Origin of the sequence: Streptomyces sp. NPDC047971 (genome assembly GCF_040653355.1) — a bacterium.
Lineage (GTDB): Bacteria > Actinomycetota > Actinomycetes > Streptomycetales > Streptomycetaceae > Streptomyces.
This window is the reverse complement of the sequence record NZ_JBEZNW010000001.1, coordinates 269,494-283,532: the sequence shown is the minus strand read 5'-3', so window position 1 is coordinate 283,532 and position 14,039 is coordinate 269,494. Positions and strand designations below refer to the sequence as shown.

At 73.1% G+C, this 14,039-nt stretch carries 10 protein-coding genes and 1 tRNA gene; 5 read left to right on the top strand and 6 right to left on the bottom strand.

Annotated features, from left to right (window positions below; all coding sequences use genetic code 11):
- Positions 1-51: 51 nt before the first annotated feature.
- From AB0D99_RS01235 to AB0D99_RS01225, 3 genes are all read left to right on the top strand, one after another.
- The gene (locus AB0D99_RS01235; protein WP_362355499.1) at positions 52-666 is read left to right on the top strand and encodes a TetR/AcrR family transcriptional regulator; all 615 of its coding nucleotides are present in this window, start codon (positions 52-54) and stop codon (positions 664-666) included.
- 29 nt (positions 667-695) lie between these two features.
- On the top strand, positions 696-1,070 hold the full coding sequence (locus AB0D99_RS01230) for a DUF488 family protein (protein WP_362355497.1): 375 nt from the start codon (positions 696-698) through the stop codon (positions 1,068-1,070).
- A gap of 73 nt (positions 1,071-1,143) precedes the next feature.
- Complete coding sequence (locus AB0D99_RS01225) at positions 1,144-2,394, top strand: cytochrome P450 (RefSeq protein WP_362355495.1); 1,251 nt, start codon at positions 1,144-1,146, stop codon at positions 2,392-2,394.
- 16 nt (positions 2,395-2,410) lie between these two features.
- Here the strand turns inward: AB0D99_RS01225 and AB0D99_RS01220 are convergent, their stop codons facing one another.
- Positions 2,411-2,881, bottom strand: coding sequence for a DUF309 domain-containing protein (locus AB0D99_RS01220; RefSeq protein WP_362355493.1), 471 nt, complete (start codon positions 2,879-2,881; stop codon positions 2,411-2,413).
- Positions 2,882-3,019: 138 nt separating this feature from the next.
- On the opposite strand from AB0D99_RS01220, the gene AB0D99_RS01215 reads away from it, so the two are divergent.
- Positions 3,020-3,093 (top strand) — tRNA-Pro (locus AB0D99_RS01215).
- Between the two features lie 101 nt (positions 3,094-3,194).
- Here AB0D99_RS01215 and AB0D99_RS01210 read toward each other — a convergent pair.
- The 5 genes from AB0D99_RS01210 to AB0D99_RS01190 form a co-directional block, all read right to left on the bottom strand.
- Positions 3,195-5,783 (bottom strand): SpoIIE family protein phosphatase, encoded by a 2,589-nt coding sequence (locus AB0D99_RS01210; RefSeq protein ID WP_362355491.1) that lies wholly within the window; start codon positions 5,781-5,783, stop codon positions 3,195-3,197.
- Between the two features lie 240 nt (positions 5,784-6,023).
- The gene (locus AB0D99_RS01205; protein ID WP_362355489.1) at positions 6,024-8,468 is read right to left on the bottom strand and encodes a SpoIIE family protein phosphatase; all 2,445 of its coding nucleotides are present in this window, start codon (positions 8,466-8,468) and stop codon (positions 6,024-6,026) included.
- Positions 8,465-10,579 (bottom strand): SpoIIE family protein phosphatase, encoded by a 2,115-nt coding sequence (locus AB0D99_RS01200; RefSeq protein WP_362355487.1) that lies wholly within the window; start codon positions 10,577-10,579, stop codon positions 8,465-8,467. Before AB0D99_RS01200 ends, AB0D99_RS01205 begins: the two co-directional genes overlap by 4 nt.
- A 243-nt stretch (positions 10,580-10,822) precedes the next feature.
- Positions 10,823-11,734, bottom strand: a complete 912-nt coding sequence (locus tag AB0D99_RS01195) for an oxidoreductase (RefSeq protein WP_362355484.1) — start codon at positions 11,732-11,734, stop codon at positions 10,823-10,825.
- A gap of 136 nt (positions 11,735-11,870) precedes the next feature.
- Positions 11,871-13,361 (bottom strand): MFS transporter, encoded by a 1,491-nt coding sequence (locus tag AB0D99_RS01190; protein WP_362355481.1) that lies wholly within the window; start codon positions 13,359-13,361, stop codon positions 11,871-11,873.
- A gap of 185 nt (positions 13,362-13,546) precedes the next feature.
- On the opposite strand from AB0D99_RS01190, the gene AB0D99_RS01185 reads away from it, so the two are divergent.
- A complete protein-coding gene (locus AB0D99_RS01185; protein WP_362355478.1) occupies positions 13,547-13,987 on the top strand; it encodes a MarR family transcriptional regulator in 441 nt (146 codons plus the stop codon).
- Positions 13,988-14,039 lie beyond the last annotated feature (52 nt).

The following is a 14,039-nucleotide window of genomic DNA, read 5'->3' as shown; positions in this document are numbered from 1 at the left end:
TTGTGCACCCCCTACTCTCGTATGTGCAGAGAGCTGTCCGGGAGGAACGGGATGTCCACACAGGCCGCCACCGCCGCCGCCCGCCGAGGGAAGATCACCCCGGAGCGGGAGAGCGAGCTCTACGAGGCCGTTCTCCGCCTCCTCCGTGAGGGCGGCTACGACGCGGTGACCATGGAGGGCGTCGCGGCCCGCACCAAGTGCGGCAAGGCGACCCTCTACCGCCAATGGGGGACCAAGCCGCGGCTCGTCACCGCCGCACTCGCCAAACAGCGCTGCGTCGTCTTCGGCGGCATCGACACCGGCTCGCTCGCCGGCGACCTCCGGGAGGCCGCCCGGCTGGCCGCGACCCGCCGCGACCACGACGCCGAGCTGATGGAGGCCGTCAGCCAGGCGTACGTCCAGTACCCCGATCTGCGCGAGGCCCTCCGCGAGACCGTCATCAGCCCGGAGGTCGCGGCCCTCGACACGATCCTGGAGCGGGCCGTCGAACGCGGCGAGGTCTCCGCGGACAACGCGGCCATCGGCTTCGTCGCCCCCTGCTTCCTCGGGATGCTCCGCATCGAACGACTCTTCGAGGAACGCTTCGCCGACGCCTCGACGATGCGCGTCTTCGTCGACTCCGTCCTGCTGCCGGCGCTGCGGCCGGCGGAGGGCGCCGAGATGTGACCCCCGGCGGCCTCCGGCACCCTGGACCCATGCCTGCCGCTGCACCCGACGTCCGCGTCCGACGGATCTACGAGGAGCCCGCACCCGACGACGGTGTACGGGTCCTCGTCGACCGCCTCTGGCCGCGCGGCCTCGCGAAGACCGACGCCCGCATCGACGAATGGCCCAAGGCGCTCACCCCCTCCTCCGAACTGCGGCGCTGGTACCACGGCCCGGACGGCGCGTACGACGAGTTCTGCCGGCGGTACGAGCGGGAGCTGGCCGAACCCGCCGCCGCCGAGGCGCTCGATCGGCTGCGCGCCATCGCCGCCGAGGGCCCCGTCACCCTCCTCACCGCCGCCAAGGACCCGTCCGTCAGCCACACTTCCGTACTCCTGCGTGCCCTGAACGCCTCCGGGGCATAGTCAGAATCCGCGGTGCCGGTCACCATGTGTCGACCGCACCGAGTTCCGCACCTTCCCGTCCCGGAGGAGCCGCGTGGACCTGCCGACGCACGCACGTCACGAACTGCTCGACGCGTTGCAGCGCGACCCGTACCCCCGCTACGCCCAGGCGCGACGGACCGCGGGGCTGACCTTCGTCCCCGAACTCGACGCCTGGCTGGTCGCCAGGGACGCCGACGTCCGTGAGGTGCTGCTGCGCCCGGAGGACTTCTCCTCCGCACAGTCGCTGCGTCCCGACGTCAGCCCCCCGGCCGCCGTCTTCGGGGTCCTCGCCCGCGGCTACGGCAACCGGCCCACCGTCGTCTCCACCGACGGCGCCGCCCACCGCCGCCACCGCGCCCCGATCAACAGCGGCCTCTCCGCCGCGCGCGTCGCTGCCCTCGCGCCGTACGCCGCCGAGGTCGCCACCGGCCTCGTCGACGGCTTCGCCGCCGACGGCCACACCGAGCTGATGACCTCCTACGCCCGCAGGCTGCCCGGCGCCGTCATCGGCCGGCTCATCGGCCTCGAACCGGAGGACGTGCCCGTGGCGGTGCACGGAGGACACCGCGCCGAGCAGCTCCTCTTCCGGCCGATGGCCGAGGACGAACAGCTCGCGGCGGCCGAGGACGTCGTCGCCCTCCAGCACCTCCTCGACCGCTACGCCCGCGAGCGGCGCGCCCAGCCGCGCGACGACCTCTGCTCGGCGATGGTCGCCGCCCTGGCCCCGGACACCGGCCTCGGCCCGGGCCCCCGCGAGCTCACGGACGACCAGCGCAACGAGCTCGTCGCCAACCTCCAGAACCTCCTCATCGCCGGACACCTCACCACGACGGCCCTGATCGGCACCGCGCTCTTCCATCTGCTGCGCCGACGGGACCAGTGGGAGCTGCTCCTCGCCCGGCCCGAACTCATACCCGGGGCGGTGGAGGAGGCCGTCCGCTTCGACACCGCCGTCCAGGGGTTCCGCCGCACCACCACCCGGCCGGTCGTCCTGGCCGGCACCGAACTCCCCGCCGGCGCGACCGTCTTCGTCGCCTACGGATCCGCCAACCGCGACGAGACGCGCCACGAGGACCCCGACGTCTTCGACGTCACCCGCCCGGCGACACCCACTCGCCACGTGGGTTTCGGCCACGGCGCGCACGGCTGCCCGGGCTCCCAGCTCGCCCGCACCCAACTCCGCCTCACCCTGGAGCTGTTCGTCCGTCGATTCCCCGGGCTGCGACTGGCGAAGGACCAGGACGTGGAGATGCGGCCGACCCTGATCCACCGCTCTCCACGGGAACTCCACCTCACCTGGTGACGCCCGGGGCGCCGGGCTACTCGGGCAGCAGGCGCGGCGCCTCGGTCGCGGCGTCGGTCACACGGTCCGCACGGTCCGCCAACTCCCGGGCCCACCGCACGAGCCCGCCGACGTCGACTCCGTACGGATCGGGCTGCCCGGAGATCCGGTCGGCCCCGCGCAGCAACAAGCGGGCCCCGCCGGGTCCGTTGCCCCGCGCGGCATGGGTCAGCCCCACGGCCAGCTGGGCGAGCCCCTGCCACAGGTCCCGCTCCTCGGAGGGGCCGGACTTCCACGCGTCCTCGAAGACCTCGTGCGCGTGGAAGGGCAGCCCCGCGTCCAGCAGCCGCTGCGCCTCACGGAGCGTCTGCGCCGGAGTCCGCACCACCCCTTCGGGCTGCCGCGGCACCCCCTCCGCCCCGTGCGGCAACGGCCGCCCCAGCCCGTCCCGCGGCCGCGCGCTGCGCGCCCGCCCCTCCTCGTCCCGGTCCCTCGGCGTCCTGTCCACCCGCCCATTCTCCCTTCGACTGCCCGGCCTGCGGGTATGCCACCGACCAGCGGGCGCGGCCGCGTCCAACGGCCCCGCGAAGTGAGGTAATGTTCTCTTGCACGCCGTCACCGGGGAGACCCGGGGAGGGCCGGGCACCGGGACGTGGCGCAGCTTGGTAGCGCACTTGACTGGGGGTCAAGGGGTCGCAGGTTCAAATCCTGTCGTCCCGACTCGTGAGAGTCGTCGGTCGAGGGGCCGTTTCAGAGCGATCTGAGACGGCCCCTCGACCGTTTCCGGCGTCCTGCTCCGAGGAGCGCGGAACAGCCGCGGTCTAGGAGAGGGCACCGTCGGCGGGGGGCAGGACCTGTTCGGCCCAGATGACCTTGCCTTCCGGTGTGTAGCGGGTGCCCCAGTGCTCGCTGAGCTGGGCCACGAGGAAGAGTCCGCGGCCTCCCTCGTCCGTGGTGGCGGCGTACCGCAGATGCGGGGCGGTACTGCTGCCGTCCCACACCTCGCAGGTCAGCGTGCGATCGCGCAACAGACGGACCCGAACCGGCGCGGCGGCGTACCGAATGGCGTTGGTGATGAGCTCGCTGAGGATCAGTTCCGTGGTGAAGGCGAGCTCCTGCAGGCCCCACTCCTCGAGTTGCTCGGCCGCCAGGTTGCGCACCGCGCCGACCTCGCTCGGGTCGAACGGCACGTCCCACTCCGCGACCCGGTCGGGGCCCAGAACTCGGGTCCGGGCGATGAGGAGCGCGATGTCGTCGGACGGCCGGCCGGGGAGCAGGGCGTCGAGCACGGCGCGGCGGCTGGCGGCCGGGTCCCGGTCGGGGTGGCTCAGAGCCGTGCGCAGCTTCTCGACGCCCTCCGCGATGTCCCGACTCCGCTCCTCGACCAGCCCGTCGGTGTACAGGGCGAGCTGACTGCCCTCCGGCAGGTGCATCTCCATGGTTTCGAACGGCATGCCCCCCAGCCCCAGCGGGGGGCCGGCCGGCAGTTCCGAGATCGTCGTCGTGCCGTCCGGGGCGACCACGAGCGGGGGCATGTGCCCTGCCCGCGCCATGGCGCAGGTCTGGGAGACCGGGTCGTAGACGGCGTACAGGCAGGTCGCACCCAGCACGCCGCCGTTCGGGGCGGTGCTGTCGCCCTCCTCGTCCATGCGCTGCACGAGGTTGTCGAGACGGGCGAGGAGCTCGTCGGGCGGCAGGTCCAAGGAGGAGAAGTTGTGGACGGCCGTGCGCAGCCGCCCCATGGTGGCCGCGGCGTGCAGGCCGTGCCCGACGACGTCCCCGACGACCAGCCCGACCCGGCTGCCCGGCAGCGGGATCACGTCGAACCAGTCGCCGCCCACCCCGGACTGGGCGGGCTGGTAGAAGTGCGCCACGTCCACGGCGCTCTGCTCGGGCAGATCCTTCGGCAGCAGGCTGCGCTGGAGCGTCACGGCGAGATGGTGTTCGCGGGTGTAGCGGCGGGCGTTGTCCATCGTGACCGCTGCGCGGCCGACGAGCTCCTCGGCCAGGGACAGGTCGTCCTCGTCGAACGGTTCCGGCTTCTGCGACCGCCAGAAGTTGACGATGCCGAGCACGACCCCCCTGGCCTTCAGCGGAGCCGCGATGAGCGAGTGGATGCCGTAGGCGACGATCTGGGACGTCCGCGACGGGTCCTGGGCATGCCAGCCCGGCGCGTCATGGAGATCGGGTACGAGTTCGGCCGTGCCCGTACCGTAGCCACGGGCCTGCGGTGTGGACGGGAGGAAGTCGATCAGTGTGCCGAGCGGGTACAGCGGGTGATCGGATCGGATGCCGCTGACCGCCGTGCGCCGCATGTCGGCGCCCGGGCCGGGCTCGTCGCCGTCCAGTACGGGGTCGGCCAGGTCGACCGTGACGAAGTCCGCGAACTGGGGAACGGCGACGTCGGCGAGTTCCTCCGCGGTGCGCACCACATCGAGCGTGGTACCGATGTCGCCTCCGGCGTCGTAGAGCAGTTTGAGCCGCCTGCGGGCGGTCTCCGCCCGGCTGCTCAGGACCCGCATCTCGGTGGAGTCGCGGATGGTGATCGCCGAGCCCTGCGGGCGGCCCCCGGGGAGCGTGGGCCGCTGATTGACCACGAGCAGCCGGTCCCCCGCTTCGAGGACCTCGTCGGTGGCCACCCGGCCGGACAGCAGCAGTTCCGCCATGCGGCGATCCATGCCGACCTCGTCGACGGGTCGTCCCTCGGCGTCGTCCGGCAGGCCGAGCAGCCGTCCGGCCTCGTCGTTCGCCAGGAGCAGTCGTCCTTCGCCGTCCGTGATCAGCACCCCTTCGCGGACGGAGTGGAGCACCGCGTCGTGGTGCTCGTACATCCGGGTCATCTCCTGGGTGCCCAGCCCGTGGGTCTGGCGGCGCAGTCTTCGGCTGATCAGCGCCGTGCCGACGGTGGCCAGAGCCAGACCGATGGCGATGGCCAGCAGGATGACCGGAAGCTGACGGTCGGCGATTCCCGTCACGTTCTCCACCGTCAGACCCGCCGAGACCAGGGCGACGACCTCGCCCTGGGGAGAGGTGACCGGGACGATCGCCTGGATCTCCTTGCCGAGCGGCCCCTCCACGCTCTCGGTGTGCACCTGGCCGGCGAGCGAGGGCTCGATGGTGCCGACGAAGCGCTCGCCGATGCGGTCGGGCTGGGGGTGGCTGTAGCGGATGCCGTTCGTGTCCATGACCACGATGAAGTCCACGCCCGCGTCCTTGCGTGTCTCCTCGGCGAGAGGCTGCAGGATCGCGGACGGGTCCGGCGAGCTCAGCGCTTCCTGGAGGCCCAGCGAGTTCGCGAAGGTCTGAGCGACGGAGACCGACCGGTTGCGCGCCTCACGGTCGATGTCGTACCGCGACTGCAGCACGAGCGCCAGCAGGGCCCCGGCGGCGAGCAGCACCACGATCGCCACCTGGAGGACGAATACCTGTCCGGCGACGCTTCCGAATCTTCTGCCTAGGTTCGGCCGCACGAGTACGCCGGGCACGAGAGACGAGACGGGCTCACAACCCCAGTTGTAGCACCTCCCCGCGGCCGCAGCCCCTGGCGTTCACGGTACGCATCGGAGCCACGACACACGGTCCCCGCCGCCGCGGGGGCGTTGATCCCCGCTCGGGGAGGGGAGCCCCGCCGCTCCGGCCGGGGACGGGTTTCAGCCGGTGACCGGCGGGAACTCCTGTTCCGCCCAGATCGTCTTGCCGTGGCGGCTGTAGCGGCTGCCCCAGCGCGTGGTGAGCTGGGCCACCAGGTACAGACCGCGGCCGCCCTCGTCGGTCAGCCGGGCGCGGCGCATCCGTGGGTGGGTGGCGCTGGGGTCGGAGACCTCGCAGATCAGCCGGCCCGCGCGGATGAGCCGTACGTCGATCGGGCCCCCGGCGTACCGGATGGCGTTGGTGACCAGCTCGCTCAGCACCAACTCGGTGGTGAAGACGAGGTCTTCGAGCCCCCAGGCGCGCAGCCGCGCCGTCGCCGCCTCCCGTACCGTGCCGACCGCCGCCGGGTCGGCGTCGATGCGCCAGGAGGCCGCGTCCTCGGCGGCCACGGCCCGGGTGCGGGCGAGCAGCAGGGTCACGTCGTCCCCGAGCCCGTCGGCCGGGCGGCCCGCGACGATCGCGCGGCCGAGTTCGCGCAGCGGACGCGCCGAGGAGCCGGGACGGGCCAGATGAGTGGCGAGTTCGCGCATGCCCGCGTCCATGTCGCCGTCCCGGCCCTCGATCAGACCGTCGCTGTACAGGGCGAGGACACTCCCGGGTGCCACGTCGACCTCCGTCGTCTCGAAGGGGAGGCCGCCGACGCCCAGGGGAGGGCCCGGATCGACCGGGAGGTACGACACCCGGCCCTCCGGGTCCGCCACGGCGGGCGGCGGATGCCCGGCGGACGCCACCGTGCACCGCAGCGAGACCGGGTCGTAGATCGCGTAGACGCAGGTCGCGCCGGTGGGGGAGGAGGGGTTGCCGATGTGCCAGCCGTCCTCCAGGTCGTCGTCGGCGTCGCCTCCGTCCGCCCAGTCCTCGCCCTCCTCGTCGAGGTCCGTCCCGCCCGGCTCGGCGAGCAGTTGGGCGACCAGGTCGTCGAGGTGGGTGAGCAGCTCGTCCGGTTCGAGATCGAGATCCGCGAGGGTGCGTACGGCCGTGCGCAGCCGGCCCATCGTGGCCGTGGCCGCGAGTCCGTGACCGACGACGTCCCCGACGACCAGGGCCACACGGGCGGAGGAGAGCGGGATCACGTCGAACCAGTCCCCGCCGACGCCCCTCGTGGTGTCCGCGGGAAGGTACGCGCCCGACGTCGTCGCCGCGACCGTCTCCATCTGCGTGGGCGGCAGCATGCTGCGCTGGAGGCCGACCGCCGCGCGACGCTCACGGGTGAAGCGGCGGGCGTTGTCGAGAGCGAGAGCCGCACGGTCGGCGATCTCGCGCAGCAGCTCCCGGTCCGCCGTCTCGTACGCGCCACGGCCGTCGTTGCGGCCGAGGGACACGCGGCCGAGCACCATCCCCCGCGCGCGCAGCGCGGCCGCCATGGTCATCCGGTAGCCGCCGACATCGGGATCGGCACCGTCGTCGACGGCGACGAGCCCGACGTCCGCCGGGGCCGGGCCGCCGCCGGCCGCGGACAGCCCGGCCACGGCGGTACGCCGCAGCAGCAGCCGCCCCTCCCGGTCGGGCACCGGCTCCTCGCCCAGGGAGACCGCCTCCGCGATCTCCACGACGGCGAGGTCGCCCAGGCCGGGCACCAGCGCGGCGGCCAGCTCCCTGCCGGTGTCCCTGACCGACAGCGAACCGCCCACGCTCGCCGTGGCGCGGTGCAACAACGCCAGCCGCTCGCTCGAACGGTGCTGCTCGGTCACATCGGTGAAGAGGGCGGTGACCCCCAGGACCTGCCCGTCGGGTGCCTGCAGCCGGAACGCCGAGATGGCGATGATCACCCCTCCGGAGGGATCCTCGATGGTCCGCAGGAGCGCCTCCACGCGGATCAGCGGCCGGCCCGACGCCAGGACCTCGCGCAGCTTCTCCTCGACCGCCTTCGCGTCTCCGGGCCAGAGGAAGTCGCCCAGACGCCGGCCGCGCAGATCGGTCGGCACGCCGGTGTACGGCAGGAGGTGGCTGTTGGTCCGCAGCAGCCGCAGCTCGGAGTCGAAGACGGCGAGCCCCACCCGGTCCTGGAGGAACAGCTCCCGGATGAACGCCTGGTCCTGGTGCCAACTGACGGCCTCCGCCGCCGGGGTGACCAGGACGAGGCATCCCGCCCCCGTCCCCACTCCCGCCGTTCCGTCCTGCTCGCCCACGTGGGTCGGCTCGCCCACGTCGGTCAGGTCGAACGCCTGGAAGACGACGTGCGCCGCCTCGCCCCGGCCCGTGCGCAGCACCGCCTCGCCTCCCCGCGCGCCGCGCGCGTAGCCGGCCACCAGCGCCGGCCAGGCCGCGGGGTCCGCGAGGAGGGCGCGCGCCGACAGGCCGACGACATCGGCGGCGGGCCGGCCGAGCAACGCCCCGGCCTCCGGAGTCCAGCCGCTGATCCGCCCCCGGCTGTCGAGCAGGGCGCCGACGGTGCCCTCGGGGAACGGTGGCAGGCCGGCACGCGGAAGGCGCGAGTCGTTCACGGTGCCTCCTCCTCTCGATCGCTCCCGGTGCCGGACGGGGGCTGGGCCCGGGCGATCAGAAGAGCGACGTCGTCGTGGTCATCGGGGCCGCGCAGCGCGCCCAGGAGCAGGTCACAGGTCTCCTCCAGGGGCAGGGAGGACTGGCCGAGCAGGTCGGTGAGGGCCGCGAGCCGGACATCGATGTCCTGGTCACGGGTCTCCACCAGCCCGTCGGTGTACAGCACCAGTTCGTCGCCCGCGACGAACGGGATCTCGACGGTCTCGAAGGGGACGCCGCCGACTCCCAGCGGCGCGCCCGTGGGAAGGTCGAGCAGGCTGGGAGCCCGGCCCACGGGGACGTGCACGGGCGGGGGATGGCCGGCGTTGGAGACGCGGCAGCTTCCGCGAAGCGGGTCGTGCACGGCGTAGACACAGGTCGCCATGGCGTCGTCCAGATCCGCGATGATGCGGTCCAGGTGGGTCAGGACCACGGCGGGTTCGAGTCCGAGTCCGGCCAGCGTGCGGGCCGCGGTGCGCATCTGACCCATGGTCGCCGCGGCGTTGATGCCGCTGCCCATCACATCGCCCACGACCAGGGCCGTCCGGCCGTCCGGCAGGGGGATCGCGTCGAACCAGTCCCCGCCGACCTCGACCGCCGCGGAGGCGGGCTGATAGCGGTAGGCCACGTCGAGCCCGTTCAGCCGGGCCGGACCGTGCGGCAGCAGGTGGCTCTGCAGGGCGAGGGCGGCCTGGCTCTGCTGGCGGTACCAGCGGGCGTTGTCGATGGCCACCGCCGCCCGGGCCGCCAACTCCCCGGCGAGCAGGACGTCGTCGCGGTCGAACGGCTGCGAGTTGCGCGCGCGCTTGAGGTCGAGCACGCCGAGGACCACGCCACGGGCGCGCAGGGGGACGGCGAGATAGGAGTGGATACCGGCCTGCCGCAGGAGTTCGACGGCGGAACCCGCGCGGGCGATGCGCGGAAGGTCGCCGTCCGTGACGTGCTGGACGAGAACCGGGCGGCCGGTGCGGGCACACTGGGTCACCAGCCGCTCGGTGCCGTACCGGGCCGGTGTGCCGACCGGGTCCGCGGCCTCCTCCGCCGGCGTGGCATACGCGGCCTTCACCGCGAGGGCGCGGAACACGGCCGGGCCCGAGGCCCTCGTGCCTCCGGGGTGCGGACCGGCCAGGATGTCCTCCAGGACGTCGACGGCCGCGATGTCGGCGAACTCCGGCACCACCAGATCCGCCAGTTCGTGAGCGGTCAGGTCCAGGTCGAGCGTGGTGCCCACGCGCTCGGACGCGTCGGCGATCACCGCCAGGCGACGCCTGGCCCGTGCGGCCGCCCGCGCGGCGTGGTGCTGGTCGGTGATGTCGACGACGGAGGCGGCGACCCCGAGGACGCGGCGCCCCGAGGTCTCCAGGCGGTACAGCGACATCGACCAGACCTGCTCCTTCCCGTCGGAGCGGACGGCGCCCCGGACGTTCCTGGAGAGGACGGGAACGCCGGTCTCCAGCACCTCGCGCAGCACCGGTTCCAGTTCGTCGGCGTCCGGCGAGGTCACCGCCTCGCGGAAGGTACGGCCCAGGTAGCTGGCGGCGGTGCGCCCGTCGATGCGTTCCAGTGCCGGGTTGACCAGCACGAACCGGAGATCGGGGTCCAGTACGGCGAGTCCGATGGGGGAGTGCGCGACCAGCCGCGAGGACAGGGCGAGGTCCTGCTCCACGCGCCTCGCCGTCGCCGCGTCCGTGGCGAGGCCGAGGGCGTAGAGATGTCCTTCGTCGTCCTGGAGCCGGGTGTTGCGGAACTCGACCGGGATCGTGCGTCCGTCCTTGTGACGTGCCGAGATGACACCGGCCCAGGGCCCGCCGCCCGACATGACCCGGGCGAACAGGGACAGCACCTCGTCCCGCTGGTCCCCGGAGACGAGCAGCGGCGCGGCCGGCCGGCCCAGCGCCTCGGCCGCCGCGTATCCGAAGATCGCTTCGGCCTGCGGGCTCCAGAGGACGACCCGCCCGGTCGCGTCCACGACGACGGCGGCCACGCCGAGTACGTCGAGGAGCCCGCCGGGCTCCACGGCGAGCTCGTCACTCGCCGGGTCCGGGCCGGCAGGGGGAAACGCCGCCGCGCTCATCCAGACCGCATCCCTCCTCCACCCCGCAGCCACTGCTGCACCTCTACGGAGCGGTCGCACGGGTCCCCTCCATCATCCCGCCGCGGGAACGGACCGCCAGTCGTCGGCCGCCGAGGTGCGCCCGTCCGGTGAGGTGGGCGCCCTCCGTGACGTCTCGCGGGTTTCCGGTCGGCGAGGGCCGGTCGGGCTTCGGGCGGGGGACGGCCGGACGGGTTTCCGGCGGGGGACGGTCGGCCGGGAGGCTCAGGCGCCTCGCCGGTGGAGCGCGTTCAGGACGTCCAGCTCGTCGGCGGTGAGCCGCAGGGAGCCCGCGGCCACGTTCGCGGCCAGGTGTTCCGGGCTGCCGGTTCCGGGGATGGCGAGGACGTGCGGGCCCTGGTGGAGCGTCCAGGCCAGCCGTACCTGTACGGCACTCGCCCCGTGCGCCCGTGCGACGGCGAGCAGCTCGGCGTGGTCGGTGCCGCTGCCGCCCGTCTCCCGCCGGGTGCCGGCGATCGAGTAGAACGGCACGAACGCGACGCCCTGCTCGCCGCAGTCGCGCACGAACGTGTCGTACTCGGGCCGGATGCCGATGCCGTACTGGTTCTGGACACAGACCACCGGCGCGATGGCCCGGGCCTCGGCGAGGTGTTCGGGGGTGACGTTCGAGACGCCCAGGTGCCGGATGAGGCCGGCGTCGCGCAGCTCGGCCAGCGCACCGAAGCGTTCCGCGATCGAATCGGTGCCGAGGACGCGCAGGTTCACCACGTCCAGGTGGTCCCGGCCGAGCTGGCGCAGGTTCTCCTCGACCTGGCCGCGCAGCTGCTCGGGCGTGGCGTGGTCGAGCCAGTCGCCCGAGGGGCCGCGGCCCGGTCCGACCTTGGTGGCAATGACCAGGTCGTCCGGGTAGGGCGCGAGCGCCCGGTTGATCAGCTCGTTGGCGGAGCGCAGCGAGGAGAAGTAGAAGGCGGCGGTGTCGATGTGGTTCACGCCGAGCTCGACGGCGCGGCGCAGGACGCCGATCGCCCGGTTCCGGTCGCTCGGTACCGCTCCCGGCGCGAAGGCCGTCCCGTCCTGTGTCAGAAGCCGCATCGCGCCGAACCCGATCCGGTTGATCTCCAGATCGCCGAGTTTCCAGGTGCCGGCCGCCGCCGCGTGGATCGTCTTTTCGGTCATGCGCGGAATGATCCGCCCGAGGCGGCAAGCCGGGCCATTGATTAAGTCATGGGCGAATCCATCGGTGTCCGCGGCGCGTCGCCGCTCAGGGCGGCGGCCTCGCCCGGAGGGCGCGGCCGCCGCCGGTGGTCCGTCGTCAGGCTGTCGCCGCCACGGTCGCCTTCTCGGCGGTGGGCAGGTTCACGGCCTCGGCGCGGGGCTCCCGCCGGGTGCGCAGCCCCACCCGGCCGATGACGGCCACCAGGGCGAAGGCCGCGGCCCCGATCCAGAAGGTGAGGGTGAAGCCGGACTCGGCGGGCAGGGCGGGAGCGCCCGCCGGGAGGTGCTCCAGCGTCCGCGAGGCCAGGATCGTGGTCACCACGGCGCTGCCGATGGCGCTGCCGGTGGAGCGGGAGATGGAGTTGATGCCGTTGGCGATGCCGCTCTGCTGGGGCGGGACGCTCGCCATGATGACGGCCGGCATCGCCGCGTAGCCGAAGCTGACGGCCGCGCCGACCACCACGCCCGCGCCGATCACCGAGACGGTGTGGGCGTGGTCGAGGGCGAGCCAGCCGAAGCCCACGGCGCCGAGGCCGGCGGCCAGGACCAGGGCCGTCCGCGGCCCGCGGCTGCGGACCAGCCGGCCCCCGATCGGCGAGGCGAGCAGGGAGACGATCGCGCCGGGCAGCAGGAACTCCACGGAGGCGCGCAGGATGGACGCGCCGAAGCCGTAGCCGGTGAGCGCCTCGGGCATCTGGACCAGGTAGGAGACGCCGAGGAAGTTCGCGAACATGCCGAATCCGACGAGGACGCCGGCCAGATTGGCCATGAGCACCGGCCGGTGGACGAACATCCGCATGTCCACGAGGGGTTCGCGGACCTTGAGCTCGGTGAGGACCCAGACGGCGGCCATGACGGCGGCGCCGACGAAGCTTCCGAGGGTACGGCCGGAGGTCCAGCCCCACTCCTGGCCCTGGGAGATGGGAAGCAGAAGCAGCAGCAGGGTGAGGCCGAGCGTGAGCGCGCCGAGGAAGTCGGTGCGTCCGCCGGTCTTGTGGCGGGTCGCGGGCACGAGGAGGACCACCGCGAGCAGGGCGAGGGCGGCGAAGCCGGTCGCCATCCAGAAGGCGCTGCGGTAGTCCGCGCCGGATCCGGAGGTGAGCAGGCCGGTGGCGACGAGCGCGAGGCCGCTGCCGAAGGCGAGGGTGCCGCTGACGAGCGCCATGGCGCCGGGCAGTTTCCGCGGACGGACCTCCTCGCGCAGCACGGAGAGCGCGAGCGGGAAGATCGCGGTCGCGGCGCCCTGCAGCACACGGCCCAGGACCAGCAGCGGGAGCGAGGTCGCGAGGGCGGCGATGACGGACCCGATCACCATGACGCCGAGGACCGCGACCAGCGTCGGCTTCTTGCCGTGCTGGTCGCCGAAGCGGCCCAGCAGGGGGGTGAAGACGGCGGCGGAGAGCAGCGTGGCGGTGGTCACCCAGCTCACCTCGGCGGTCGAGGCGCCGAGGTCGTCACGGATGAGGCCGAGGATCGGGACCGGCAGGGTCTGCATCATCGACACGACCATGGCCGCGAGGCTCAGCGCGAGGATGACGACCGTCTCGCGCCGGGGCCCGGTGGTGGGGGCGGGAGTGGAGGGGCTCATGTCGGGAGGACCTTCTCAGTGCTTCGGAGTGCTCGGCCTCGGAGCGCTCGGCTGCGGAGCGCTCCGGGTGCTTCAGGGCGTGGATGTTTGATGTCATCAAGCAACTCGATCGACGGTAGAGGTAGATAGTTCAGGTGGTCAAGTAAACAATTGATAATGTCAAGGATCTTGCGTACGCTCGAAGCGTGAGCACCACGACCCCCGGAACCCCCACCAAGCTCCAGCTCCTGGAGCTCCTCGCCGCCATCGGTTCGGCGCAGTGGCGGGACTTCGCCGCCGCCGCGGCCCACCACGGCCTCACGTCGATGCAGGGCAAGGTCCTCGCCCAGCTCGACACCCCCAAGCCGATGCGCGCGCTCGCGACCCTCCTGGTCTGCGACGCGTCGAACATCACCGGCATCGTGGACCGCCTGGAGGGTCGTGGGCTGGTTCGCCGCGAGCCCGACCCCGCCGATCGCCGGGTGAAGAACGTCGTGGTGACGGACGAGGGCCGAGAGGTCATCCGGCGCGTCCGCGAGGAGATGCAGGCGACCCACGGCGCGCTCGACACCCTCGGCGACGAGGATCGCGTGGCCCTGTACGCCCTGCTGGAGCGGCTGCGTCCGGGCATGGAGGAGCGCGCCTGAGGCGCGGTCGTGGTCCGAGGGGTCCCGTCCGGGGCGACGTCACCCGCTTGCC

Bases quoted from the DNA above. Each gene is read 5' to 3' on its own strand.
- AB0D99_RS01195 (WP_362355484.1), bottom strand. From the start codon at position 11,734: ATGACCGAAAAGACGATCCACGCGGCGGCGGCCGGCACCTGGAAACTC.
- AB0D99_RS01230 (WP_362355497.1), top strand. From the start codon at position 696: ATGCCTGCCGCTGCACCCGACGTCCGCGTCCGACGGATCTACGAGGAG.
- AB0D99_RS01235 (WP_362355499.1), top strand. From the start codon at position 52: ATGTCCACACAGGCCGCCACCGCCGCCGCCCGCCGAGGGAAGATCACC.
- AB0D99_RS01200 (WP_362355487.1), bottom strand. From the start codon at position 10,579: ATGAGCGCGGCGGCGTTTCCCCCTGCCGGCCCGGACCCGGCGAGTGAC.
- AB0D99_RS01190 (WP_362355481.1), bottom strand. From the start codon at position 13,361: ATGAGCCCCTCCACTCCCGCCCCCACCACCGGGCCCCGGCGCGAGACG.